At 71.9% G+C, this 25,275-nt stretch carries 25 protein-coding genes; 23 read left to right on the top strand and 2 right to left on the bottom strand.

The window, feature by feature from the left end; all coding sequences use genetic code 11:
* Positions 1 to 82: 82 nt before the first annotated feature.
* The 9 genes from hisD to ACZ7DY_RS32200 are packed head-to-tail and all read left to right on the top strand — an operon-like array spanning position 83 to position 6,222.
* Positions 83 to 1,414 (top strand): histidinol dehydrogenase, encoded by a 1,332-nt coding sequence (gene hisD, locus ACZ7DY_RS32240; protein ID WP_471141681.1) that lies wholly within the window; start codon positions 83 to 85, stop codon positions 1,412 to 1,414.
* On the top strand, positions 1,411 to 2,523 hold the full coding sequence (locus ACZ7DY_RS32235; protein WP_471141679.1) for a histidinol-phosphate transaminase: 1,113 nt from the start codon (positions 1,411 to 1,413) through the stop codon (positions 2,521 to 2,523). Before hisD ends, ACZ7DY_RS32235 begins: the two co-directional genes overlap by 4 nt.
* Complete coding sequence (hisB, locus tag ACZ7DY_RS32230; RefSeq protein ID WP_030783956.1) at positions 2,520 to 3,113, top strand: imidazoleglycerol-phosphate dehydratase HisB; 594 nt, start codon at positions 2,520 to 2,522, stop codon at positions 3,111 to 3,113. The genes ACZ7DY_RS32235 and hisB overlap by 4 nt, the downstream gene beginning before the upstream one ends.
* 4 nt (positions 3,114 to 3,117) lie before the next feature.
* Positions 3,118 to 3,282 (top strand): hypothetical protein, encoded by a 165-nt coding sequence (locus tag ACZ7DY_RS32225; protein WP_384255852.1) that lies wholly within the window; start codon positions 3,118 to 3,120, stop codon positions 3,280 to 3,282.
* Positions 3,283 to 3,299: 17 nt separating this feature from the next.
* Positions 3,300 to 3,941: an imidazole glycerol phosphate synthase subunit HisH gene (gene hisH, locus ACZ7DY_RS32220; RefSeq protein ID WP_471141675.1), complete on the top strand. Its 642-nt coding sequence runs from the start codon at positions 3,300 to 3,302 to the stop codon at positions 3,939 to 3,941.
* Entirely contained in the window at positions 3,938 to 4,666 is a 729-nt protein-coding gene (gene priA / locus ACZ7DY_RS32215; protein ID WP_471141674.1) for a bifunctional 1-(5-phosphoribosyl)-5-((5-phosphoribosylamino)methylideneamino)imidazole-4-carboxamide isomerase/phosphoribosylanthranilate isomerase PriA, read from the top strand. Before hisH ends, priA begins: the two co-directional genes overlap by 4 nt.
* On the top strand, positions 4,663 to 5,061 hold the full coding sequence (locus ACZ7DY_RS32210; protein ID WP_471141671.1) for a RidA family protein: 399 nt from the start codon (positions 4,663 to 4,665) through the stop codon (positions 5,059 to 5,061). Before priA ends, ACZ7DY_RS32210 begins: the two co-directional genes overlap by 4 nt.
* Complete coding sequence (hisF, locus tag ACZ7DY_RS32205) at positions 5,058 to 5,813, top strand: imidazole glycerol phosphate synthase subunit HisF (RefSeq protein ID WP_471141669.1); 756 nt, start codon at positions 5,058 to 5,060, stop codon at positions 5,811 to 5,813. The genes ACZ7DY_RS32210 and hisF overlap by 4 nt, the downstream gene beginning before the upstream one ends.
* 31 nt (positions 5,814 to 5,844) lie before the next feature.
* On the top strand, positions 5,845 to 6,222 hold the full coding sequence (locus ACZ7DY_RS32200) for a hypothetical protein (protein ID WP_471141666.1): 378 nt from the start codon (positions 5,845 to 5,847) through the stop codon (positions 6,220 to 6,222).
* Between the two features lie 11 nt (positions 6,223 to 6,233).
* Here ACZ7DY_RS32200 and ACZ7DY_RS32195 read toward each other — a convergent pair whose 3' ends face one another.
* Positions 6,234 to 6,869, bottom strand: coding sequence for a TIGR03085 family metal-binding protein (locus tag ACZ7DY_RS32195; RefSeq protein ID WP_471141664.1), 636 nt, complete (start codon positions 6,867 to 6,869; stop codon positions 6,234 to 6,236).
* A gap of 82 nt (positions 6,870 to 6,951) precedes the next feature.
* Between ACZ7DY_RS32195 and hisI the strand changes: the two genes are divergently transcribed.
* From hisI to ACZ7DY_RS32125, 14 genes are all read left to right on the top strand, one after another.
* Entirely contained in the window at positions 6,952 to 7,347 is a 396-nt protein-coding gene (gene hisI / locus ACZ7DY_RS32190; RefSeq protein ID WP_471141662.1) for a phosphoribosyl-AMP cyclohydrolase, read from the top strand.
* Between the two features lie 11 nt (positions 7,348 to 7,358).
* Entirely contained in the window at positions 7,359 to 8,867 is a 1,509-nt protein-coding gene (locus ACZ7DY_RS32185; RefSeq protein WP_471141659.1) for an anthranilate synthase component I, read from the top strand.
* A 7-nt stretch (positions 8,868 to 8,874) separates the two neighbouring features.
* Positions 8,875 to 9,519 (top strand): TIGR02234 family membrane protein, encoded by a 645-nt coding sequence (locus ACZ7DY_RS32180; RefSeq protein ID WP_471141656.1) that lies wholly within the window; start codon positions 8,875 to 8,877, stop codon positions 9,517 to 9,519.
* Between the two features lie 141 nt (positions 9,520 to 9,660).
* Entirely contained in the window at positions 9,661 to 9,888 is a 228-nt protein-coding gene (locus ACZ7DY_RS32175) for an HGxxPAAW family protein (protein ID WP_471141655.1), read from the top strand.
* 107 nt (positions 9,889 to 9,995) lie between these two features.
* Positions 9,996 to 10,421, top strand: a complete 426-nt coding sequence (locus ACZ7DY_RS32170) for a DUF2752 domain-containing protein (RefSeq protein WP_471141652.1) — start codon at positions 9,996 to 9,998, stop codon at positions 10,419 to 10,421.
* A 140-nt stretch (positions 10,422 to 10,561) separates the two neighbouring features.
* On the top strand, positions 10,562 to 11,371 hold the full coding sequence (trpC, locus tag ACZ7DY_RS32165) for an indole-3-glycerol phosphate synthase TrpC (RefSeq protein WP_471141650.1): 810 nt from the start codon (positions 10,562 to 10,564) through the stop codon (positions 11,369 to 11,371).
* Between the two features lie 9 nt (positions 11,372 to 11,380).
* Complete coding sequence (trpM, locus tag ACZ7DY_RS32160; protein WP_471141647.1) at positions 11,381 to 11,527, top strand: tryptophan biosynthesis modulator TrpM; 147 nt, start codon at positions 11,381 to 11,383, stop codon at positions 11,525 to 11,527.
* 138 nt (positions 11,528 to 11,665) lie between these two features.
* The gene (gene trpB / locus ACZ7DY_RS32155; RefSeq protein ID WP_471141645.1) at positions 11,666 to 12,949 is read left to right on the top strand and encodes a tryptophan synthase subunit beta; all 1,284 of its coding nucleotides are present in this window, start codon (positions 11,666 to 11,668) and stop codon (positions 12,947 to 12,949) included.
* Complete coding sequence (gene trpA, locus ACZ7DY_RS32150; RefSeq protein WP_471141642.1) at positions 12,946 to 13,761, top strand: tryptophan synthase subunit alpha; 816 nt, start codon at positions 12,946 to 12,948, stop codon at positions 13,759 to 13,761. Before trpB ends, trpA begins: the two co-directional genes overlap by 4 nt.
* Positions 13,762 to 13,824: 63 nt before the next feature.
* The gene (locus ACZ7DY_RS32145) at positions 13,825 to 14,604 is read left to right on the top strand and encodes a DsbA family protein (protein WP_471141641.1); all 780 of its coding nucleotides are present in this window, start codon (positions 13,825 to 13,827) and stop codon (positions 14,602 to 14,604) included.
* A 138-nt stretch (positions 14,605 to 14,742) separates the two neighbouring features.
* A complete protein-coding gene (lgt, locus tag ACZ7DY_RS32140; protein WP_471141638.1) occupies positions 14,743 to 15,684 on the top strand; it encodes a prolipoprotein diacylglyceryl transferase in 942 nt (313 codons plus the stop codon).
* Positions 15,685 to 15,875: 191 nt separating this feature from the next.
* On the top strand, positions 15,876 to 16,607 hold the full coding sequence (locus ACZ7DY_RS32135) for a VIT1/CCC1 transporter family protein (RefSeq protein ID WP_471141635.1): 732 nt from the start codon (positions 15,876 to 15,878) through the stop codon (positions 16,605 to 16,607).
* A gap of 358 nt (positions 16,608 to 16,965) precedes the next feature.
* Complete coding sequence (gltB, locus tag ACZ7DY_RS32130) at positions 16,966 to 21,483, top strand: glutamate synthase large subunit (protein WP_471141936.1); 4,518 nt, start codon at positions 16,966 to 16,968, stop codon at positions 21,481 to 21,483.
* Positions 21,476 to 22,936, top strand: coding sequence for a glutamate synthase subunit beta (locus ACZ7DY_RS32125; protein WP_471141633.1), 1,461 nt, complete (start codon positions 21,476 to 21,478; stop codon positions 22,934 to 22,936). The genes gltB and ACZ7DY_RS32125 overlap by 8 nt, the downstream gene beginning before the upstream one ends.
* A gap of 122 nt (positions 22,937 to 23,058) precedes the next feature.
* Here ACZ7DY_RS32125 and ACZ7DY_RS32120 read toward each other — a convergent pair whose 3' ends face one another.
* Positions 23,059 to 25,272: an MMPL family transporter gene (locus tag ACZ7DY_RS32120; protein ID WP_471141630.1), complete on the bottom strand. Its 2,214-nt coding sequence runs from the start codon at positions 25,270 to 25,272 to the stop codon at positions 23,059 to 23,061.
* Between the last annotated feature and the right edge of the window lie 3 nt (positions 25,273 to 25,275).

The following is a 25,275-nucleotide window of genomic DNA, read 5'->3' as shown; positions in this document are numbered from 1 at the left end:
GGTGAACGCCGACTTCCGGGGTTCATATCAGCCAGTGATACGGGCGACCGGTGCCGAAAGAAGGTCTGAGAGAATTGGCCATGTGATCTCTCGAATCGATCTGCGCGGCGACGCCCTCACGGAATTTCCGTCGGGGCCCGCCCTTCGCGCCCTGCTGCCCCGTGCCGACTTCGACGTCGCGGCCGCCCTGGAGAAGGTGCGGCCCATCTGCGAGGACGTGCATCATCGTGGCGACGCGGCGCTGATCGAGTACGCGGAGAAGTTCGACGGCGTACGCCTGGACCAGGTCCGGGTGCCCGCCGCGGCGCTCACCCGCGCCCTCGACGAGCTGGACCCGCAGGTCAGGGCCGCCCTTGAGGAGTCCATCCGGCGCGCGCGGATCGTGCACCGGGCACAGCGCCGCACCACCGAGCGCACCGAGGTCGCGCCGGGCGGCGTCGTCACCGAGAAGTGGGTCGCGGTCGACCGCGTGGGCCTCTACGCCCCCGGCGGACGGGCCGTCTACCCCTCCTCCGTGATCATGGACACGGTTCCGGCGCAGGAGGCCGGGGTGCCGTCCATCGCGCTCGCCTCCCCGGCCCAGAAGGAGTTCGGGGGCCTGCCGCACCCGACGATCCTCGCCGCCTGCGCGCTCCTCGGCGTGGACGAGGTGTACGCGGCCGGCGGCGCCACCGCCGTCGCAATGTTCGCGCACGGCACCGAGTCCTGCGCCCCGGCGAACATGGTGGCGGGCCCCGGCAACATCTGGGTGGCCGCCGCCAAGCGCTACTTCACCGGCAAGATCGGCATCGACGCGGAGGCCGGCCCCACCGAGATCGCCGTCCTCGCCGACGACTCCGCCGACCCCGCGCACGTGGCGTCCGACCTCATCAGCCAGGCCGAGCACGACCCGCTGGCCGCCTCCGTCCTGGTCACCGACTCCGCGGAGCTGGCCACCGCGGTCGAGAAGGAGCTGACCGCCCAGGTCGCCGTCGCCAGGCACCGCGAGGAGCGCATCGAGCCCGCCCTGCGCGGCGAGCAGTCCGCGATCGTCCTCGTCGACTCCGTCGAGGACGGCCTCGCCGTGGTCAACGCCTACGGCGCCGAGCACCTGGAGATCCAGACCCGCGACGCCGCAGAGGTGGCCGAGCGGGTGCGCAACGCGGGCGCCGTGTTCGTCGGCCCCTGGTCGCCCGTCTCCCTCGGCGACTACGCGGCGGGCTCCAACCACGTCCTGCCGACCGGCGGCTGCGCCTGCCACTCCTCGGGGCTCTCCGTCCAGTCCTTCCTGCGCGGCATCCACATCGTCGACTACACCCGGGACGCCCTCGCCGAGATCACCCACCACGTGGTCACCCTCGCCGAGGCCGAGGACCTGCCCGCGCACGGTGCCGCGCTGAAGGCCCGGTTCGGCTGGAAGGTGCCGAACCAGTGAGCGCCGTACGCATCGACGACCTGCCCATCCGCGACGAGCTGCGCGGCAAGTCCCCCTACGGCGCGCCCCAGCTCGACGTCCCCGTACGCCTGAACACCAACGAGAACCCCTACCCGCTCCCCGAGGAGCTCGTCGAGCGCATCGCCGAGCGGGTGCGCGAGGCCGCCCGCGACCTCAACCGCTACCCCGACCGGGACGCGGTCGAGCTGCGCACCGAGCTGGCGGCCTACCTCACCCGCACCGGCGGCCACCAGGTCACCCTGGCCAACGTCTGGGCGGCCAACGGCTCCAACGAAGTGATCCAGCAGCTCCTGCAGACCTTCGGCGGACCCGGCCGCACGGCGATCGGCTTCGAACCCTCGTACTCGATGCACGCCCTGATCGCCCGCGGCACCGGCACCGGCTGGATCTCCGGCCCGCGCCACGACGACTTCACCATCGACGTGGCGGCGGCCACGCGGGCCATCGCCGAGCACCGGCCCGACGTCGTCTTCATCACCACCCCCAACAACCCCACGGGCAACGCCGTCCCGGCCGGGGCGGTCCGCGCGCTGTACGAGGCGGCGCAGGCCGCCAAGCCGTCGCTCGTGGTGGTGGACGAGGCGTACGTCGAGTTCAGCCACGGCGACTCGCTGCTCCCGCTCCTTCAGGGGCGGCCGCACCTCGTCGTCTCGCGCACCATGTCCAAGGCGTTCGGCGCGGCCGGCCTGCGCCTCGGCTATCTCGCCGCCGACCCGGCGGTCGTCGACGCCGTGCAGCTCGTACGCCTGCCGTACCACCTGTCGGCCGTCACGCAGGCCACCGCGCTCGCCGCCCTGGAGCACACCGACACGCTCCTGAAGTACGTGGAGCAGCTCAAGGCCGAGCGCGACCGCCTCGTCACCGAGCTGCGCGCGGCCGGGTACGAGGTGACCGACTCCGACGCCAACTTCGTGCAGTTCGGGCGGTTCGCCGACGCGCACGAGGTGTGGCGGCGGATCCTCGACCGGGGAGTCCTCGTGCGGGACAACGGCGTGCCGGGATGGCTGCGCGTGTCCACCGGAACCCCCGACGAAAACGACGCGTTCCTCGATGCGGTACGCGAACTGAAGAAGGAGCGACGCGCATGAGCCGCGTAGGACGGGTCGAACGCACCACCAAGGAGACGTCGGTCGTCGTCGAGATCGACCTCGACGGCACCGGCAAGGTCGACGTGTCGACCGGGGTCGGCTTCTACGACCACATGCTCGACCAGCTCGGCCGCCACGGCCTCTTCGACCTCACGGTCAAGACCGAGGGCGACCTGCACATCGACTCGCACCACACCATCGAGGACACCGCGCTCGCGCTGGGCGCCGCCTTCAAGCAGGCCCTCGGCGACAAGGTCGGCATCTACCGCTTCGGCAACTGCACCGTCCCGCTGGACGAGTCGCTCGCCCAGGTGACGGTCGACCTCTCCGGCCGCCCCTACCTCGTGCACACCGAGCCCGAGAAGATGGCGCCGATGATCGGCGAGTACGACACGACGATGACCCGGCACATCCTGGAGTCCTTCGTCGCGCAGGCCCAGATCGCGCTGCACGTCCACGTGCCGTACGGCCGCAACGCCCACCACATCGTGGAGTGCCAGTTCAAGGCCCTGGCCCGCGCGCTGCGTTACGCGTCCGAGCGGGACCCGCGCGCCGCCGGGATCCTCCCCTCCACGAAGGGCGCGCTGTAAAGCCATGACCGGTCTCAACACCATCCTCATCGTCGTCGGGCTCTTCCTGATCGGCGGCATCATCTCCTTCGTCAAGCAGGGCATGCCCAAGAGCCTGATCACGCTGCTCTCCATCGGTGCCGCGATGTGCCTGGCCGCCGGCATCATGCGGCTCGACTACTGGAACTGACGGGAGGCGTACGACAGATGAGCACCCCGAAGAAGGTCGTCGTCTTCGACTACGGCTTCGGCAACGTCCGCTCCGCCGAGCGCGCCCTCGCGCGCGCGGGGGCCGACGTCGAGATCACCCGCGACTACGACACAGCCATGAACGCCGACGGCCTGCTCGTGCCCGGCGTCGGCGCCTTCGCCGCCTGCATGCGCGGCCTGCGGGAGGCGCGCGGCGACTGGATCGTCGGACGCCGCCTCTCCGGCGGCCGCCCGGTCATGGGCATCTGCGTCGGCATGCAGATCCTCTTCGCCCGCGGCATCGAGCACGGCGTGGAGACCGAGGGCCTGGACGAGTGGCCGGGCACGGTCGAGCCGCTGAAGGCCGAGATCGTCCCGCACATGGGCTGGAACACCGTGCAGGCCTCCGCCGGGTCGCCGCTCTTCAAGGGCCTGGACGACGACGCCCGCTTCTACTTCGTGCACTCCTACGCCGTGCACGACTGGTCCCTCGAAGTGGCCAACCCCGCGATGCGCGCCCCGTACGTGCACTGGTCCACGCACGGCGAGCCGTTCGTGGCGGCCGTCGAGAACGGGCCCCTGAGCGCCACCCAGTTCCACCCCGAGAAGTCCGGCGACGCCGGCGCCCAGCTCCTCACCAACTGGATCGGAACCCTGTGAGCACCCTCGAACTCCTTCCCGCCGTCGACGTCCGCGACGGCCAGGCCGTACGCCTCGTCCACGGCGAGTCCGGCTCGGAGACCTCCTACGGCTCCCCCCTGGAGGCCGCCCTCGCCTGGCAGCGGTCGGGCGCCGAGTGGCTGCACCTGGTCGACCTGGACGCCGCGTTCGGCACCGGTGACAACCGCGAGCTGATCGCCGAGGTCGCCGGCGCCATGGACATCAAGGTCGAGCTGTCCGGCGGCATCCGCGACGACGCCTCGCTGGCCGCCGCCCTCGCCACCGGCTGCACCCGCGTCAACCTCGGCACGGCCGCCCTGGAGACCCCGGAGTGGGTCGCCAAGGTCATCGCCGAGTACGGCGACAAGATCGCGGTCGGCCTCGACGTGCGCGGCACGACGCTGCGCGGCCGCGGCTGGACCCGCGACGGCGGCGACCTCTACGAGACGCTGGCCCGCCTCGACTCCGAGGGCTGCGCCCGGTACGTGGTCACCGACATCGCCAAGGACGGCACGCTGCAGGGCCCCAACCTGGAGCTCCTGCGCAACGTCTGCGCGGCGACGGACCGCCCGGTGGTCGCCTCCGGCGGCGTTTCGTCGCTGGACGACCTGCGCGCCCTCTCCGGCCTCGTCCCGCTCGGCGTCGAGGGCGCGATCGTCGGCAAGGCGCTGTACGCCGAGGCGTTCACGCTGGAAGAGGCTCTCGCGACGGTGGCCTCGTCATGAGCGACGCCGTACGCCGGGTGGGCTCGGGCGGCCCGTGGGAGGAGGCCATCGGCTACTCCCGCGCCGTCGAGCTGCCGAACGGCCTGGTCCTGGTCTCGGGCTGCACGTCCGTGGTGAACGGCGTCATCGACGCGGGCACGCCGTACGAGCAGACCGTCAACGCCTTCCGGATCGCCTTCGACGCGCTGAAGAAGCTCGGCCTCGGCCGCGAGCACGTCGTGCGCACCCGCATGTACCTCACCCACGCGCGGGACGTCGAAGAGGTGGGCCGCGCCCACAAGGAGCTCTTCGACGACGTGCGGCCGGCCGCGTCGATGCTGATCGTCTCCGGCTTCATCGACCCGAGCCTGGTCGTCGAGGTCGAGGTCGAGGCGTACCGGGGAGGTGCCGCATGACCCTCGCGGTACGCGTCATCCCCTGCCTGGACGTCGACAACGGCCGGGTCGTCAAGGGCGTCAACTTCCAGAACCTGCGCGACGCGGGCGACCCCGTCGAGATGGCCAAGGTCTACGACGCCGAGGGCGCCGACGAGCTGACCTTCCTCGACATCACCGCCTCCTCCGGCGACCGCGAGACGACGTACGACGTGGTCCGCCGCACCGCCGAGCAGGTCTTCATCCCGCTCACGGTGGGCGGCGGCGTGCGCACCGCCGAGGACGTCGACAAGCTGCTGCGGGCGGGCGCGGACAAGGTGGGCGTGAACACCGCCGCCATCGCGCGCCCGGAGCTGATCCGCGAGATCGCGGAGCGGTTCGGCCGTCAGGTGCTGGTGCTCTCGGTCGACGCGCGGCGGACCCCGTCGGGCTCGTTCGAGGTGACCACCCACGGCGGGCGCAGGTCGGCCGGGATCGACGCCGTCGAGTGGGCGCACCGGGCCGCCGAGCTGGGCGCGGGGGAGATCCTGCTCAACTCGATGGACGCCGACGGCACGAAGGACGGCTACGACATCGAGATGATCGAGGCCGTCCGCAAGCACGTCACCGTCCCGGTCATCGCCTCCGGTGGCGCGGGCCGCCTCGAGCACTTCCCGCCGGCCGTCGCGGCGGGCGCGGACGCGGTGCTCGCGGCGTCGGTCTTCCACTTCGGGGATCTCCGGATCGGCGAGGTCAAGGGCGCCTTGCGGGAGGCGGGCCACCCCGTCCGCTAGACAAACTCTCCGCCGCCACGGCCGAGGGCGCGTGCCGTGTGCCGGGATCGTTCTGTCCTCCGCGGTGATCTGCGGCTCGGTCGCCCTCGGCGCCATCGCCTTCGCCCCCTCGGTGGCGACCGCGACGGTGGCCGGGCTGTGCGTGGGACTGCTCACCGGCCTCGGCGGCGCCGTCATCGCGGCCCTGGTCCAGACGGTGGCGGACCCGGCCTACCTGGGCCGGGTCACCTCCGTCTTCACGTTCTTCACCATGGGCCTGGCGCCGGTGACCTACCCCGTCGCGGGGGCGGCCATCGGCGCCTGGGGGCTCCAGCCGGTCTACGTCGTCTGCGCCGCGCTCAGCGCCGCCGGCGGCGTCCTCGGCCTCAGCTCACGCCCGCTGCGCCGCGCCCGACTGCCGCGCCCCTGAGCGGGCGCACCTCACAGGCCCAGCCGCTTCGTCTCCTGCAGCGCGGCGATCGCGTTCTTGTCGCCGTCCAGCTCCACGTCGGCCACCTCCTGCCGGCCGAACGCGAACAGCAGCAGCTCGGCCGGCTCACCGGTCACCGTCACCACCGGGGCGCCCCGGTGCGCCACCACCGTCTGGCCGTCCGGGCGCCGCAGCACCAGACCCACCGGCGCCTTGCGGCCCAGCAGGCGGGCCGTGCGCTCCAGGCGGGACCAGAGGGCCTCCGAGAAGACCGGATCGAGCTCGCGCGGCGTCCAGCCGGGCCGCGCGCGGCGCACGTCCTCGGTGTGGATGTAGAACTCGACGGCGTTCGACGCCTCGTCGATCTGCTTCAGGGAGAAGGGCGAGAAACGCGGCGGCCCGGTCCTGATCAGCTGGATCAGTTCCTCGTAGGGCTTGGCGGCGAACTCGTCCTGCACCCGTTCGAGACGTCCGGCGAGCTGTTTGATCAACAGGCCGCCCGCCGCGTCCGCGCGGCGCTCGCGCACCACCACGTGCGCCGCCAGGTCCCGGGTCTTCCAGCCCTCGCACAGAGTCGGCGCCTCGGGGCCCTCCGCCTCCAACAGGTCGGCGAGGAGAAGTCGTTCACGCTTCGCATGGGTCGACATGTCAGCCAGCCTACGACCGCGCCACCGGTCCGCCCAGTGGACGGACGGCCAAGTACCCGCGGATCGGCGGCACAATGGGCCCATGACCAGCGTTCCGCCGCCCAGCAGCAACCTCGCCCCGGAGATCGCCGCGCGTCTCAAGCGCACCGCCGACGGCCTCGTCCCCGCCATCGCCCAGCAGTACGACACCGGTGAGGTGCTCATGCTCGGCTGGATGGACGACGAGGCGCTGCACCGCACCCTCACCACGGGCCGCTGCACCTACTGGTCCCGCAGCCGCCAGGAGTACTGGGTCAAGGGCGACACCTCCGGCCACTTCCAGTACGTCAAGGAAGTGGCGCTCGACTGCGACGCCGACACGGTCCTCGTCCAGGTCGACCAGATCGGCCCGGCCTGCCACACCGGCACCCGCACCTGCTTCGACACCGACGTGCTGCCCGTGCTGCCCGTGCCCGGCGCCCCCGCGCCCGGTCAGTAGGGTCTGCTGCCATGGACCTCGAGACCTTCCGCAAGCTGGCGGCCGACCGCCGCGTCATCCCCGTCAGCCGCAAGCTCCTCGCGGACGGCGACACCCCCGTGGGCCTCTACCGCAAGCTCACCGCGGAACGCCCCGGCACCTTCCTCCTGGAGTCCGCGGAGAACGGCCGGTCGTGGTCCCGCTACTCCTTCGTGGGCGTCCGCAGCGCCGCCGCCCTCACCGTCCGCGACGGCGAGGCCCACTGGCTGGGCACCCCGCCGGTCGGCGTCCCCACCTCGGGCGACCCGCTCGCCGCCCTGCGCGCCACCATCGGCATACTGCACACCCCGCGCGACGTGCGCGGCGCCGACCAGCTGCCGCCCTTCACCGGCGGCATGGTCGGCTACCTCGGCTACGACATCGTGCGCCGTCTGGAGAAGATCGGCCCCGGCGACCGCGACGACCTGCGCCTGCCCGAGCTGACCATGCTCCTCACCAGCGACCTCGCCGTCCTCGACCACTGGGACGGCTCGGTCCTGCTGATCGCCAACGCGATCAACCACAACGACCTCGCCACCGGCGTCGACGAGGCCTACGCCGACGCCGTCGCCCGCCTCGACGCCATGGAGGCCGACCTCTCCAGGCCGCTCTCCCAGCCCCCGGCCGCCCTCCCGCCCTCCGAGCTGCCCGAGTACACCGCCCTGTGGGGCGGCGTGCAGTACCAGGACGCCGTCGAGGACATCAAGGAGCGCATCCGGGCCGGCGAGGCCTTCCAGGTCGTGCCCTCGCAGCGCTTCGAGACGCCCTGCACGGCGAGCGCCCTCGACGTCTACCGCGTGCTGCGGGCCACCAACCCGTCCCCGTACATGTACCTGTTCCGCTTCGACGGATTCGACGTGGTCGGCTCCTCGCCCGAGGCCCTCGTCAAGGTCGAGGACGGGCGCGCCATGGTGCACCCCATCGCCGGGACCCGGCACCGCGGCGCCACCCCGCAGGAGGACCAGGCGCTCGCCGACGAGCTGCTCGCCGACCCCAAGGAGCGCGCCGAGCACCTGATGCTCGTCGACCTGGGCCGCAACGACCTGGGCCGGGTCTGCGAACCCGGCTCCGTCGAGGTCGTCGACTTCATGTCCATCGAGAAGTACTCCCACGTCATGCACATCGTCTCGACGGTCACCGGACAGGTCGCCGCGGACCGCACCGCCTTCGACGTGCTCACCGCCTGCTTCCCGGCCGGCACCCTCTCCGGCGCCCCCAAGCCGCGCGCCATGCAGATCATCGACGAGCTGGAACCGTCCCGGCGCGGCCTGTACGGCGGCTGCGTCGGCTACCTCGACTTCGCGGGCGACTCCGACACCGCCATCGCCATCCGCACCGCCCTGCTCCGCGAGGGCACGGCATACGTGCAGGCCGGCGCCGGTGTCGTCGCCGACTCCGACCCCGTGGCCGAGGACACCGAGTGCCGGAACAAGGCCGCGGCCGTGCTGCGCGCCATCCACACGGCGAACCGGCTGCACGGCGCTTTGGCCCGTGAGGGATAGTGGACAGGTGACTTCTGCCGTACCACCGCCCCGTACCGAGGACGTCGAGAGCCGCGCCCAGCGCAGCAGCCGGCGCAGCATCGCCGTCGCGCTGCTGCTCGGCGCCGTCGGCGCCGCCCTCGCGCTGCTCGCCTCCCGCCAGGACTGGGCCCACGGCACCGCGTCGGTGGCCGGCGGCGAACTGCCGCTGACCGCCAAGGGCAGCGACGTCACCGGCGTCCCCGCGGCCCTCGCCATAGTGGGTCTCGCCGCCCTCGTCGCGGTCTTCGCGGTCCGCCGCACCGGTCGCGTCCTGGTCTCCCTGCTGCTCGCGCTCAGCGGCGCGGGCATCGTCGCCGCCGCCCTGCTCGGCGCCGACGACAGCGGCGCCCTCGACGAGAAGGCCGCCACGGCCGCCGGTGACAAGGCCGCCACCATCGGCGACCTGAGCCACACCGGCTGGCCCTACGCCGCCGCCGCGGCCGGCGCGCTGATCCTGCTCGCGGGCGTGCTCGCCCTCACCTACGGCCGCACCTGGCCCGCGATGTCGGGACGCTACGAACGCGACGGCACCCCGACCCCCCGCAAGGCCCGCAGGCCCGTCGACCCCGAGCGCCCCGAGGAGCTCTGGAAGGCCCTCGACCGCGGCGAGGACCCGACACGCGGGAGCTGACCCGCGCCCCCCGCGGCACGGCCCCGCAAGCCGGACCCCGAGCTCACGGCATACGCGCGGGTACGGGACAATGACAGCGAGCGTCCGACGCGCGGTGGGCTTCCATCCACCACCGCGCACACAGCAACGAGGAGCAAATCAATGGCGGGCAGCAGCCACGGACACACCCCGGCCGCCTGGACCGGTGTCATCATCTCCTTCATCGGTTTCTGCGTCGCGGGCGCCTTCATGGTGATGGCCAACGTGCCCGGCTTCTGGGCCGGCATGGCCCTCGTCGTCATCGGCGGCCTCGTGGGCGGCGCCATGCGCGCCGCGGGCCTGGGCCAGGTCAAGCGTTCGCAGCGCCAGGTCGCGCGAGCCGAGAGCTGACCTTCGCCGTACGACAGGGGCGGTCCGGCAGGTGCCGGGGCCGCCTCTTTCGCATCCCCGGGGCGGGCCGCCGGGCGACGCGCCCGGGCCCGGGGCACAATGCTCGCGTGAGTGCCGAACCCGGGAGCGCCGCGCCCACCGCCCTGACCCGCCTGCTCGTGCCGGCCGGCGTGCTCGCCTCGGTCATCGGCGCCTTCGCCTACGTCGGTGCCGTCGACCCGAACGAACCGGGCCACTACCCGGCCTGCCCGCTGCTGCGCCTCACCGGCATCTACTGCCCCGGCTGCGGCGGCCTGCGCAGCGCCCACGCCTTCGTCCACGGCGACCTCGCGGCGGCCCTCGGCGCCAACGCGCTCGCCGTCGCCGGATACGGCCTCTTCGCCGTGGTGTGGACCGTCTGGGCGGTCAGGGCGGCGCGCGGGCGGCCCATGCGGATCGAGTTGGGGCCCGTCCAGCTGTGGGGCTTCGGCGTCCTGGTCACGCTCTTCACGCTCGTACGCAATCTGCCGTTCGGGTCATGGCTGCATCCCTGAAACAGCAGGCCGCGGGGGTGGTGACTGTCCAGGTCGTGGGACGCACGTCAACCGGATGCGGGGGCTTCGCCCTCCTGCGGATACCATCGCAGTGACCAGCTTGAACGTCAGCTCAACCGTCAGGGAAGGGGGCCGCTCGCGTGAGTGTGCTCGACGAGATCATCGACGGAGTCCGTGCCGACCTCGCGGAGCGGCAGGCGCGCGTCAGCCTCGACGAGCTCAAGGAGCGCGCGGCCAAGGCTCCCGCGGCCAAGGACGGCGCCGCGGCCCTGCGCGGCGACGGCGTCAAGGTCATCTGCGAGGTGAAGCGCTCCAGCCCCTCCAAGGGCGCGCTCGCCGCCATCGCCGACCCGGCGGGACTCGCCGCCGACTACGAGGCGGGCGGCGCCGCCGTCATCTCCGTGCTCACCGAGGAGCGCCGCTTCGGCGGTTCCCTCGCCGACCTGGAGGCCGTCCGGGCCAAGGTCGACGTCCCGGTGCTCCGCAAGGACTTCATCGTCACCTCGTACCAGCTCTGGGAGGCCAGGGCGTACGGCGCCGACCTCGCGCTGCTCATCGTGGCCGCCCTGGACCAGCCCGCCCTGGAGTCCCTCATCGAGCGCGCCGAGTCGATCGGCCTCACGCCGATCGTCGAGGTGCACGACGAGGACGAGGCCGAGCGCGCCGTGGACGCGGGCGCCCGCGTCGTCGGTGTCAACGCCCGCGACCTGAAGACCCTCAAGGTCGACCGCTCCGTCTTCGAGCGCATCGCGCCCGAGCTGCCGGACAGCGTCGTCAAGATCGCCGAGTCGGGTGTGCGCGGCCCGCATGACCTGATCGCGTACGCGAACGCGGGCGCCGACGCCGTCCTCGTCGGCGAGTCCCTCGTCACCGGCGGCAACCCGAAGGCCGCCGTCTCCGACCTGGTCGCCGCGGGCGCGCACCCCGCCCTGCGACACGGACGGGGCTGACCCTCCCCGATGACCGCCTTCGCCCGCCTCGCACCCGGCTGCCGCCCCCGCGGCTGCCGGGCGCCCGCGCGGCGCGTGCGGGGCCGGCGGGTGCGGTACCACATCGGTTCGGAGCCGGGCCAGATCCCCGGGATGCGATGGCCCGGCGGCGCCTGAACTGAAGAACCCCGCGCCGTCGCCGGCCAGGGTTTCGTCGCGACCGCGGCCCGTCGTGGGCTTGTCGCGCAGTTCCCCGCGCCCCTGAGGGGCGCGCCCAGCCCCCGTCCTCATCGTCAGCTCTGGCAAGGATCCCGCATGCCCAGCGAGTACTTCATCCCCGACCCGGAGGGGCAAGTCCCCAGCGCCGAAGGGTACTTCGGTGCGTTCGGCGGCAAGTTCATCCCGGAGGCGCTGGTCGCCGCCGTGGACGAGGTCGCCGTCGAGTACGACAAGGCCAAGAACGACCCGGAGTTCGCCCGCGAGCTCGACGACCTCCTGGTCCACTACACCGGCCGCCCCAGCAGCCTCACCGAGGTCCCCCGCTTCGCCGAACACGCGGGCGGCGCCCGGGTGTTCCTCAAGCGCGAGGACCTGAACCACACCGGCTCGCACAAGATCAACAACGTGCTCGGCCAGGCCCTGCTCACCAAGCGCATGGGCAAGACCCGCGTCATCGCCGAGACCGGCGCCGGCCAGCACGGCGTCGCCACGGCCACCGCCTGCGCGCTCTTCGGCCTCGAATGCACCATCTACATGGGCGAGATCGACACACAGCGCCAGGCCCTGAACGTGGCCCGGATGCGGATGCTCGGCGCCGAGGTCATCGCCGTGAAGTCCGGCAGCCGCACCCTGAAGGACGCCATCAACGAGGCGTTCCGCGACTGGGTCGCCAACGTCGACCGCACCCACTACCTCTTCGGCACCGTCGCGGGCCCGCACCCCTTCCCCGCCATGGTCCGCGACTTCCACCGCGTCATCGGTGTCGAGGCCCGCCGGCAGATCCTGGAGCGCGCCGGACGCCTGCCCGACGCCGCCATCGCCTGCGTCGGCGGCGGCTCCAACGCCATCGGCCTCTTCCACGCCTTCATCCCCGACGCGGACGTACGCCTCATCGGCTGCGAGCCCGCCGGACACGGCGTGGAGACCGGCGAGCACGCGGCCACCCTGACCGCGGGCGAGCCCGGCATCCTGCACGGCTCGCGCAGTTACGTCCTCCAGGACGAGGAGGGCCAGATCACCGAGCCCTACTCGATCTCGGCCGGACTCGACTACCCCGGCATCGGCCCCGAGCACGCCTACCTCAAGGACAGCGGCCGCGGCGAGTACCGCGCGGTCACCGACGACGCCGCCATGCAGGCCCTGCGCCTCCTCTCGCGCACCGAGGGCATCATCCCGGCCATCGAGAGCGCCCACGCACTCGCCGGCGCGCTGGAGGTCGGCAAGGAGCTCGGGAAGGACGGCCTGATCGTCGTCAACCTCTCCGGGCGCGGCGACAAGGACATGGACACGGCCGCCCGCTACTTCGGCCTGTACGACACGGACGCCGCCGTCGAGGCGGACGCGGCGGCCACCGCGGAGATCGAGGGGGACGCCAAGTGAGCGGCAACATCCGGCTGTTGGACGACACCCTGGCGGGCGCGAAGGCCGAGGGCCGCGCCGCCCTCATCGCCTACCTGCCCGCGGGCTTCCCCACCGTCGACGGCGGCATCGCGGCCGTCAAGGCGGTCTTCGAGGGCGGCGCCGATGTGGTCGAGGTCGGCCTGCCGCACTCCGACCCGGTCCTCGACGGCCCGGTCATCCAGACCGCCGACGACATCGCGCTGCGCGGCGGCCTGAAGATCCGTGACGTCATGCGCACCGTCCGCGAGGCCTTCGAGGCGACCGGCAAGCCGGTGCTCGTCATGACGTACTGGAACCCCATCGACCGCTACGGCGTGGAGCGCTTCACCGCCGAGCTCGCCGAGGCGGGCGGCGCCGGCTGCATCCTGCCCGACCTGCCCGTCCAGGAGTCCGCCCTCTGGCGGGAGCACGCCGAGAAACACGGCCTCGCGACGGTCTTCGTCGTCGCGCCGAGCAGCAAGGACGAGCGGCTCGCCACCATCACCGCGGCGGGCTCCGGCTTCGTCTACGCGGCGTCGCTGATGGGCGTCACCGGCACCCGCGAGTCCGTCGGCGAGCAGGCCCAGGAGCTGGTGCGGCGCACCAAGGCCACCACCGCGCTGCCGGTCTGCGTCGGCCTCGGCGTCTCCAACGCCCGCCAGGCCGCCGAGGTCGCGGGCTTCGCCGACGGCGTGATCGTCGGCTCCGCGTTCGTGCAGCGCATGCTCGACGCGCCGGACGAGGTCGCGGGGCTGGCCGCCGTCCGCGCCCTCGCCGGTGATCTCGCGAACGGCGTACGCGGCCGGTCGTAACCCGTACGGGTGGATTGCGGGCCGGGGAGGCATGCTCGTGCCTCCCCGGTTCGTTGGCGGGGTGTGAGCGAGAAGAACCGTGAGGGAAAGCGATCGGCCCGCGAGCGGCTGGCGGAAGAGCGAGAGCGGCAGAGGGCCCGCGACAAGCAGCGCCGGGCGCTGATCGTCGGGGCCGCCGTGGTCGGGGTCCTCGGCCTCGCCGCGGTGGTGGGGCTGCTCGCCGCGGGCTCCGGCGACGACAAGAGCGACTCGGCGGGGCCGGTGGTCGTCCCGAAGGGGGCGACCGGCAAGGACCGGCTTGCGCTCCCGGCGGGCAGGGCCGGCGCCAAGTCGACCCTCACCGTCTGGGAGGACTTCCGCTGCCCGGCCTGCAAGGGGTTCGAGGACGGCTTCCGCTCCACGATCCACGAGCTCACCGAGAAGGGGCAGCTCAAGGTCGAGTACCACCTTGCCACCCTCATCGACCGCAATCTCGGCGGCAGCGGCTCGCTGCGCGCCGCCAACGCCGCGGGGTGCGCCCAGGACGCCGGCAAGTTCCCGCCGTTCCACGACGTGCTCTACAAGAACCAGCCGGCCGAGACCGACGACGCCTACGGCAAGAACGGCAAGTTGATCGAGCTGGCCGGCCAGGTCGACGGCCTCGTCACCGACTCCTTCAAGAAGTGCGTCGAGGACGGCACGCACGACAGCTGGGTGGAGAAGTCCAACAAGGCGTTCCAGGACGCGAAGCTGCGGGGCACGCCCACGGTGCGGCTCGACGGCAAGGACATCTTCGGCGACCAGCAGAATCCCGTGACGCCCCAGAAGCTGAAGCAGATGGTGGAAGAGGCGAACAGGAGCTGACCCTCCGCGCCGGAGCGTCGGGACGGCCCCCTGCCACGGACCCCCTGTCATGGGCCTCCTGTCATGGGCCCCTGTTATGGATACGTAGCCGGACCGGTTGCCGTACCCGATGCCCGGCACGGTAGCGTCGGACGCGTCATGGACCTTGCCTTCATTCCCAGTCCGTCGCGCGGTGTGGTTGAACTCGGACCCATCCCGTTGCGCGGCTACGCGTTCTGCATCATCGTCGGCGTCTTCGTAGCCGTCTGGCTCGGCAACAAGCGGTGGATCGCTCGCGGGGGCCGGCCAGGCACCGTGGCAGACATCGCCGTGTGGGCCGTCCCCTTCGGCCTCGTCGGCGGACGCCTCTACCACGTGATCACGGACTACCAGCTGTACTTCAGCGACGGCCGCGACTGGGTGGACGCCTTCAAGATCTGGGAGGGCGGCCTCGGCATCTGGGGCGCGATCGCGCTCGGCGCGGTCGGCGCCTGGATCGGCTGCCGCCGCCGCGGCATCCCGCTGCCGGCCTGGGCCGACGCACTGGCCCCCGGCATCGCCCTCGCCCAGGCCATCGGCCGCTGGGGGAACTGGTTCAACCAGGAGCTGTACGGCAAGCCGACCGACCTGCCCTGGGCGCTGAAGATCACGTCGGCGGAGGACGGCCGGGTCCCCGGCACGTACCACCCCACGTTCCTGTACGAGTCGCTGTGGTGCGTCGGCGTCGCGCTCCTGGTCATCTGGGCCGACCGCCGCTTCAAGCTCGGCCACGGCCGGGCGTTCGCGCTGTACGTCGCCTCGTACTGCGCCGGGCGCGGCTGGATCGAGTACATGCGGGTCGACGACGCGCACCACGTGCTCGGCCTGCGGCTGAACGTGTGGACCGCCATCGTGGTGTTCGTCCTCGCGGTCGTCTACCTCGTGGTGTCCACGCAGATGCGTCCGGGCCGGGAGGAGATCGTCGAGCCGGGCGCCGCCGATGAGGGCGAGGAGGCCAAGTCCGCGCCTGTGTCCGACGCGAAGCCTGGCGCGAAGGCCGATGCCGAGGCCGCTTCGGACGACGGGGCGAAGAGCGGGGCCAAGCCGGCCGAAAAGGGCTGACACGTCGGTCGTACGCCGAGGGGGCCACCGGATCACGGGATCCGGTGGCCCCCTCGTGTCGTGCTCGACCTCGCCGTGGAGGGGTTGGTCCCGGAGCGCGTTTTCGCAGGTAAGTACGGCCTTCCTTGCTGGCGGAAGATTTTTTTCGCGCGTACTTTCGAGGTCGTCCGACACACACGAGGGGGCTCACCATGGCGATCATCGAGACCGAAGCGACTCTGCACGAGGCGCACCGGGACAACCACACCCACCGCGACGTGAACGGCGGCTGGCTGCGGCCGGCGGTCTTCGGGGCGATGGACGGCCTCGTCTCGAACCTCGCCCTGATGACGGGTGTGGCCGGCGGCTCCGTCTCGCAGCAGACCATCGTCATCACCGGCCTCGCGGGGCTGGCCGCGGGCGCCTTCTCCATGGCGGCCGGCGAGTACACCTCCGTGGCCTCGCAGCGCGAGCTCGTCGAGGCCGAACTGGACGTCGAGCGCCGCGAATTGCGCAAGCACCCCGCGGACGAGGAGCGGGAGCTCGCCGAGTTGTACGCCTCGCGCGGCGTCGAGCCCGAGCTGGCCCGCGAGGTCGCCCGTCAGCTGTCCAGGGACCCGGAGCAGGCGCTGGAGATCCACGCCCGCGAGGAGCTCGGCATCGACCCGGGCGACCTGCCCTCGCCGGCCGTCGCCGCGGTGTCGTCCTTCGGCTCCTTCGCGCTGGGCGCCCTCCTTCCCGTACTGCCGTATCTGCTCGGCGCCACCGTGCTGTGGCCCGCCCTGCTGCTAGCCCTCATCGGGCTCTTCGCCTGCGGTGCGGTGGTGGCCAAGGTGACGGCGCGGTCCTGGTGGTTCAGCGGTCTGCGGCAGCTCGCGCTCGGTGGCGCTGCGGCCGGTGTGACGTACGCCCTGGGCAGCTTGTTCGGTACGGCCGTAGGATGAGCCGTCGCAGGGCTATACGGGACCTTGCATAAGTAGCCGTAACCCAGCGGTTTCGAGTCGCCGACCACTGGGCATGAGCCGTAAGCGCTGCGGGCAATGAGGCCTGTGTCGCTTCGGGCCTACGGCCATGGATCTGTCCGCAAAGGTCCCCTTCGAACCGCTCCCCACCTCAGCGAGCGGTGTCCACATGGTGGAATGAGCTATCCGCTTTTCGAGAAGCACTCCATCATGTAACCTGCACGAAATTTCGCCAGGGCCAACGTCGTCCCTCGCCTTTGTTCTTGCCTCGACGACGACGGGAGTGCCGATGCGTACCCACGCCTGGTCGCCCATGGACGGTCGCCCCGCCCCCCAGGGGATGTACGACCCCCGTAACGAACACGACGCCTGCGGTGTCGGATTCGTGGCCACCCTGACCGGTGTGGCCAGCCATGAACTGGTCGAACAGGCGCTGACCGTACTGCGCAACCTCGAGCACCGCGGCGCCACCGGCTCCGAGCCGGACTCGGGTGACGGTGCGGGCATCCTGCTCCAGGTCCCCGACGCCTTCCTGCGTGAGGTGGCCGGATTCGAGCTGCCCGCGGCCGGTGCCTACGCCGTCGGCATCGCCTTCCTCCCGGTGGACACCGCCGGTACGACCGACGGGGCCGTCTCGCAGATCGAGACGATCGCCTCCGAGGAGGGCCTGACGGTCCTCGGCTGGCGCGACGTGCCCGTCGCCCCCGAGCTCCTGGGTGCCACCGCCCGCTCGACCATGCCCGTCTTCCGGCAGATCTTCGTCGCCGACGGCGACACCGAGGGCCTGGCGCTCGACCGCAAGGCCTTCGTGCTGCGCAAGCGCGCCGAGCGCGAGGCGGGGACGTACTTCCCCTCGCTCTCCTCCCGCACGATCGTCTACAAGGGCATGCTCACCACCGGCCAGCTGGAGCCCTTCTTCCCGGACCTCTCCGACCGCCGCTTCGCCACGGCCGTCGCGCTCGTCCACTCCCGCTTCTCGACGAACACGTTCCCGAGCTGGCCGCTCGCGCACCCCTACCGCTTCGTCGCGCACAACGGCGAGATCAACACGGTCAAGGGCAACCGCAACTGGATGCGCGCCCGCGAGTCGCAGCTCGCCTCGGACCTCTTCGGCGGGGAGAAGCTCGACCGGATCTTCCCGATCTGCACCCCCGACGCCTCCGACTCGGCCTCCTTCGACGAGGTCCTGGAGCTCCTGCACCTCGGCGGCCGCTCGCTGCCGCACTCCGTCCTGATGATGATCCCGGAGGCCTGGGAGAACCACGCCTCCATGGAGCCGGCCCGGCGCGCCTTCTACCAGTACCACTCCACGATGATGGAGCCCTGGGACGGCCCGGCCTGCGTCACCTTCACCGACGGCACCCAGGTCGGCGCGGTCCTCGACCGCAACGGTCTGCGCCCCGGCCGCTACTGGGTCACCGACGACGGCCTCGTCGTCCTCGGCTCCGAGGTCGGTGTCCTCGACATCGACCCCGCCAAGGTGGTCCGCAAGGGTCGCCTCCAGCCCGGCAAGATGTTCCTCGTCGACACCGCCGAGCACCGCATCGTCGAGGACGACGAGATCAAGGCCGGCCTCGCCGCCGAGAAGCCGTACCAGGAGTGGCTGGAGGCCGGCGAGATCGAGCTGTCCGACCTGCCCGAGCGCGAGCACATCGTGCACACGCACGCCTCCGTCACGCGCCGCCAGCAGACCTTCGGCTACACCGAGGAAGAGCTGCGCATCATCCTCGCGCCGATGGCCAAGACCGGCGGCGAGCCCCTCGGCTCCATGGGCACGGACACCCCCATCGCGGCCCTCTCCGAGCGCCCGCGGCTGATCTTCGACTACTTCACGCAGCTGTTCGCGCAGGTCACCAACCCGCCGCTGGACGCCATCCGCGAAGAGCTCGTCACCTCGCTGCACAGCTCGCTCGGCCCGCAGGGCAACCTGCTCGACCCGACCGCCGCCTCCTGTCGCAGCGTCACCCTGCCCTTCCCGGTGATCGACAACGACGAGCTTGCCAAGCTCATCCACATCAACGCCGATGGCGACATGCCCGGTATGAAGGCCGCGACGCTCTCCGGCCTCTACCGCGTCGGCGAGGGCGGCACCGCCCTCGCCGCCCGTATCGACGAGATCTGCGCCGAGGCCGACGCCGCCATCGAGGCCGGCGCCCGCCTGATCGTGCTCTCCGACCGGCACTCCGACGCCGAGCACGCGCCGATCCCCTCGCTGCTGCTCACCTCCGCCGTCCACCACCACCTCATCCGCACCAAGCAGCGCACCCAGGTGGGTCTGCTCGTCGAGGCGGGCGACGTGCGCGAGGTCCACCACGTGGCCCTCCTCATCGGCTACGGCGCCGCGGCCGTCAACCCGTACCTGGCGATGGAGTCCGTCGAGGACCTCGTCCGCGCGGGCACCTTCCTGCCCGGCATCGAGGCCGAGCAGGCCATCCGCAACCTGATCCACGCCCTCGGCAAGGGCGTCCTGAAGGTCATGTCCAAGATGGGCATCTCCACCGTCGCCTCCTACCGCGGCGCCCAGGTCTTCGAGGCCGTCGGTCTCGAAGAGGCCTTCGTGGAGCGGTACTTCAGCGGCACGACCACGAAGATCGGTGGCGCCGGACTCGACGTCATCGCCCAGGAGGTCGCCGCCCGGCACGCCAAGGCCTACCCGGTCTCCGGCGTCGCCTCCGCGCACCGCGCCCTGGACATCGGCGGCGAGTACCAGTGGCGCCGCGAGGGCGAACCGCACCTGTTCGACCCCGAGACGGTCTTCCGCCTCCAGCACTCCACGCGCAACCGCCGCTACGACATCTTCAAGCAGTACACGGGCCGCGTGAACGAGCAGTCCGAGCGCCTGATGACGCTGCGCGGACTCTTCGGCTTCAAGTCGGACCGCCCCTCGATCCCCGTCGACGAGGTCGAGCCCGCCTCCGAGATCGTCAAGCGGTTCTCGACCGGCGCCATGTCGTACGGCTCCATCTCCAAGGAGGCGCACGAGACCCTCGCCATCGCCATGAACCAGCTGGGCGGCAAGTCCAACACCGGTGAGGGCGGCGAGGACCCGGAGCGCCTGTACGACCCGGCGCGCCGCTCCTCCATCAAGCAGGTCGCCTCCGGCCGCTTCGGTGTGACCAGCGAGTACCTCGTCAACGCCGACGACATCCAGATCAAGATGGCGCAGGGCGCCAAGCCCGGCGAGGGCGGCCAGCTGCCCGGCCACAAGGTCTACCCGTGGGTCGCCAAGACGCGTCACTCGACGCCCGGCGTCGGCCTCATCTCGCCGCCGCCGCACCACGACATCTACTCCATCGAGGACCTCGCCCAGCTCATCCACGACCTGAAGAACGCCAACCCCGAGGCGCGCATCCACGTCAAGCTGGTCTCCGAGGTCGGCGTCGGCACGGTCGCCGCGGGCGTCTCCAAGGCCCACGCGGACGTCGTCCTCATCTCCGGCCACGACGGCGGCACCGGCGCCTCCCCGCTGACCTCGCTGAAGCACGCGGGCGGCCCCTGGGAGCTCGGCCTCGCCGAGACCCAGCAGACCCTGCTCCTCAACGGTCTGCGCGACCGCATCGTCGTCCAGACCGACGGCCAGCTGAAGACCGGCCGCGACGTCGTCATCGCCGCGCTGCTCGGCGCAGAGGAGTTCGGTTTCGCCACCGCGCCGCTCGTCGTCTCCGGCTGCGTCATGATGCGCGTCTGCCACCTGGACACCTGCCCCGTCGGCATCGCTACGCAGAACCCGGCGCTGCGCGAGCGGTTCTCCGGCAAGGCCGAGTACATCGTCAACTTCTTCGAGTTCATCGCCGAAGAGGTCCGCGAGCTCCTCGCCGAGCTCGGCTTCCGCTCCATCGAGGAGGCCGTCGGCCACGCCGAACTCCTCGACACCGACAAGGCCGTGACCCACTGGAAGGCACAGGGCCTCGACCTGGCGCCGCTGTTCCACGTGCCCGCGCTGCCCGCGGGCGCCGTCCGGCACCAGATCACGGTCCAGGACCACGGCCTGGAGAAGGCGCTCGACAACGAGCTGATCAAGCTCGCCGCCGACGCGCTCGCCGCCGACAGCGCGACCGACGCGCACCCGGTCCGCGCGCAGGTCGCCATCCGCAACATCAACCGCACGGTCGGCACCATGCTCGGCCACGAGGTGACGAAGAAGTTCGGCGGCGCCGGTCTGCCCGACGACACCATCGACATCACCTTCACCGGCTCTGCGGGCCAGTCCTTCGGCGCCTTCGTGCCGCGCGGTGTGACGCTGCGCCTGGAGGGCGACGCCAACGACTACGTCGGCAAGGGCCTCTCCGGCGGGCGCATCATCGTCCGCCCGGACCGCGGCGCCGACCACCTCGCCGAGTACTCGACCATCGCGGGCAACACCATCGCGTACGGTGCGACCGGCGGCGAGCTGTTCCTGCGGGGCCGCACCGGCGAGCGCTTCTGCGTCCGCAACTCCGGTGCCACGGTGGTCTCCGAGGGCGTGGGCGACCACGGCTGCGAGTACATGACCGGCGGCCACGCCGTCGTCCTCGGCGAGACGGGCCGCAACTTCGCGGCCGGCATGTCCGGCGGCATCGCGTACGTCATCGACCTCGACCGCGACAACGTCAACGCCGGCAACCTCGCGGCCGTCGAGCCCCTGGACGAGACCGACAAGCAGTGGCTGCACGACGTCGTGCGCCGCCACCAGGAGGAGACGGGCTCGACCGTCGCCGAGAAGCTGCTCGCCGAGTGGGACACGGCGGTGGAGCGCTTCAGCAGGATCATCCCAAGCACCTACAAGGCAGTGCTCGCCGCCAAGGACGCCGCCGAGCGAGCCGGTCTCTCCGAGACCGAGATCACCGAGAAGATGATGGAGGCGGCGACCAATGGCTGATCCCAAGGGCTTTCTGAACCATGGCCGTGAGGTCGCGCGGACCCGCCCGGTCGAGGAGCGCGTCCGCGACTGGAACGAGGTCTACGTTCCCGGTTCGCTCCTGCCGATCATCTCCAAGCAGGCCTCGCGCTGCATGGACTGCGGCATCCCCTTCTGCCACAACGGCTGTCCGCTGGGGAACCTGATCCCGGAGTGGAACGACTACGCGTACCGCGAGGACTGGTCGGCCGCGCAGGAGCGGCTGCACGCCACCAACAACTTCCCGGAGTTCACCGGCCGGCTCTGCCCGGCCCCGTGCGAGTCGGCGTGCGTGCTCGGCATCAACCAGCCGGCCGTCACCATCAAGAACGTCGAGGTCTCCATCATCGATCAGGCCTGGGACCGCGGCGACGTCGCGCCCCAGGCGCCGGAGCGGCTCTCCGGCAAGACCGTCGCGGTCATCGGCTCGGGTCCGGCCGGTCTTGCCGCCGCCCAGCAGCTGACCCGGGCCGGCCACACGGTCGCCGTCTACGAGCGGGCCGACCGCATCGGCGGTCTGCTGCGCTACGGCATCCCCGAGTTCAAGATGGAGAAGCGGCACATCAACCGCCGCATCGAGCAGATGCGCGCGGAGGGCACCAAGTTCCGCACCGGCGTGGAGATCGGCCGCGACATCGACGCGGCGAAGCTGCGCAGGCGTTACGACGCCGTCGTCATCGCCGCCGGTGCCACCACCGCCCGCGACCTGCCCGTGCCCGGCCGTGAACTCAAGGGCATCTACCAGGCGATGGAGTACCTGCCCCTGGCCAACAAGGTCCAGGAGGGCGACTACGTCACCGCGCCGGTCTCCGCCGAGGGCAAGCACGTCGTCGTCATCGGCGGCGGCGACACCGGCGCGGACTGCGTGGGCACCGCCCACCGCCAGGGCGCGGCCTCCGTGACCCAGCTGGAGATCATGCCGAAGCCGGGCGAGGACCGCGCGCCGCACCAGCCGTGGCCGACCTTCCCCATGCTGTACAAGGTCACCTCCGCGCACGAGGAGGGCGGCGAGCGCGTCTACGCCGTCAACACCACCCACTTCGAGGGCGACGAGGACGGCAACGTCCAGTTCCTGCACCTCGTCGAGGTGGAGTTCATCGAGGGCAAGCTGACCCCGAAGCCGGGCACCGAGCGGAAGATCCCCGCCCAGCTCGTCACCCTCGCCATGGGCTTCACCGGCACGGACCGCGAGAACGGCCTGGTGGACCAGTTCGGCCTGGAGCTCGACGAGCGCGGCAACGTCGCGCGGGACGCGCAGTTCCAGACCAACGTCCCCGGCGTCTTCGTCGCCGGCGACGCGGGGCGCGGCCAGTCGCTCATCGTCTGGGCCATCGCCGAGGGCCGCTCGGCGGCGCGCGGCGTGGACAGCTTCCTCACCGGTGCGAGTGATCTTCCGGCCCCGATCCGCCCGACGGACCGTGCCCTGACGGTCTGACCGACACACGTTCCGTACAACGGAGTACGGCCTCGCCGTGGCGCCCGCTCGTCCCCGACCGGAGAGCGGGCGCCGTGGCGTGTGCGGGGCCCGTGCACGCGCACGGACCCCGGTATGTCTCGTCAGCCGCGTGCGGCCGCCGGTCCGCCCGCCGGCTCGGGCTCGGGCCCGGCGGCACCGTCCGGCGACAGCTCCGCCCGGTGCAGCCGGTCGAGCCCCAGCGACGTGTGGAGCCGCCGCAGCGGACCGGGCGCCCACCAGTTCCAGGAACCCATCAGCGCCATCAGCGAGGGCACGAGCACGGTCCTGATCAGCGCCGCGTCCAGGAAGACCGCGAACGCGGTGCCCAGGCCGAGCTCCTTGATCAGTACGACACGGGAGAGCGCGAGCGCCGCGACGGGGATGCAGAACAGCACCGCCGCCGACGTGACGATCCGGCCCGACCGGGAGAGCCCGGTGACGACCGCCTCCCGCTCGGTGCCGCCCTGCGCCCGCGCCTCCATGACCCGGCCGAGCAGGAAGACGCCGTAGTCGGTGGAGAGGCCGAAGGCCAGCACGGCGAGGAGTACGGGACCGGTGGACTCCAGAGCGCCCTGCGAGGTGAAACCGAGCACCCCCTCGAAGGCGTGCCCCTGGAAGAGCAGTACGAGCACCCCGACGGCGGCGCCCGTGCTCAACACGTTCATCAGCAGCGTCTTCACCGGCAGCACCACCGAGCCCGTGAACGCGAACAGCAGCAGGAAGGTCGTCCCGCCGAGCAGGGCCAGTGCCAGCGGCAACTGGTCGCCGATGCTGCGCTGCTGGTCGCGGAAGTCGGCGGCGCCGCCGGTGAACGAGACCGGGAACGCGGCCTTCTCGGCCTCCAGGTCCTCGACGACCTGCTGGGCCCGCTCGCCGAGCGGGGCGCCCTCGACGGTGATGTCCCACTGCCAGTGCGCGGCGTCGATCCGGCGCGGGGCGCCGACCGAGGCCACCCCGTCCACCTCCGCGAGCCGCTTGCCGTACGCCGTGACCTGGGCTCGGCGGGACGGGTCCGCCTCCGCGAGCGCCACCACGGGCTGGGCCGACACGTGGGGGTAGTGCTCCTTCATCGACGCGGCGACCTGCCCCGAGGAGACCGAATCCGGCAGCGACGTCCCGTCGACGCCGGTGAAGCGCACCCCGAGGGCCGGCCAGGCCAGCGCCACCAGGAGCACCACCGCCCCGAGCCCGAACAGGGCGGGCCGGCGCACGATGGCCTGCGTACGACGGCGCCAGCGCCGGACCGACGCCTCCTCCGCCTCGGCCTCGCCGCGGGACCTGCGCAGCGGCAGCGCGTTGATCCGGGCGCCCAGGGCGAGCAGCAGCCCGGGGAGCACGAGCAGCGCGAACAGCGCCGCCGAGAGCGTGGTGAGGATCCCGGCCAGCCCCATCGACCGCAGATAGGGCTGCGGGAAGACGAGCAGCGCCGCGAGCGCCGCCGTGACGGTGAGCGCGCTGAACAGGACCGTGCGCCCGGCGGTGCCCAGACACACCCGCAGCGCGGCGCCGGGGTCGAGCCCGCGGGCGAGCTCCTCCCGGAACCGCGTCACCATCAGCAGGCTGAAGTCGATGGAGAGCCCGAGCCCGAGGGCGGTGGCCAGGTTCATCGCCCCGGAGGCCACCGTCATGCCCCGGATCGCCACCGCGAGCCCGCCGAAGGTGAGCAGCAGCGTGAACACGGCGCCGACCAGGGGCATCAGCGCTGCCACCACACCCCGGAAGACGAGCACCAGGACGAGAAGCATCACGGGCAGCGCGAACAGCTCGGCGCGCGCCAGATCCGAGAACGACAACTCGCCGACCTGGTGGCGGGCGGCCGTCGAACCGCCGAGCAACGCGCTGTCGCGCAGCGCCGGTTCACGGTCGATCGCCGCCTGGACCGCCTCGGTGCCGTCCTTGGCCTGCTTCTCCGACAGCGGCTTGAGGGCGGCCACCACGAGGGTGCCGCGCCCGTCGTCGGAGATGAGGGCGGGACCGCGGGTCGTGTAGTCGGCGACGGTCACCGTCTCGGGCCGCTCGCGCAGCACCGCGCGGGCCTTCGCCACGGCGGCGGGCGCCGGGTCGCCGGGGGAGAGGCGCCGCTCGGTGCGGACCTCGATGACGTACCCCTGTGAGGGGTCGGCGCCGGTCGCCGCGCTGATGGTGTGGCGCGCGATCACGCTCGGCCGTGCGGCGTCCTCGTAGATGGTCGTCGAGTTCGACATCCGTGAGGTGACGTCGGACGAGAAGGCCCCGGCCAGCGCGGCGACGACCAGCGCGAGCAGAAGCACCACGCGCCGGCGCCTGAGGTGCAGCCCCGCGATTGCGGCAAACATGCC

It is taken from the genome of Streptomyces sp. NPDC037013 (assembly GCF_055607265.1).
The sequence above is the reverse complement of the archived record's forward strand: the minus strand, read 5'-3'. Positions and strand labels throughout refer to the sequence as shown.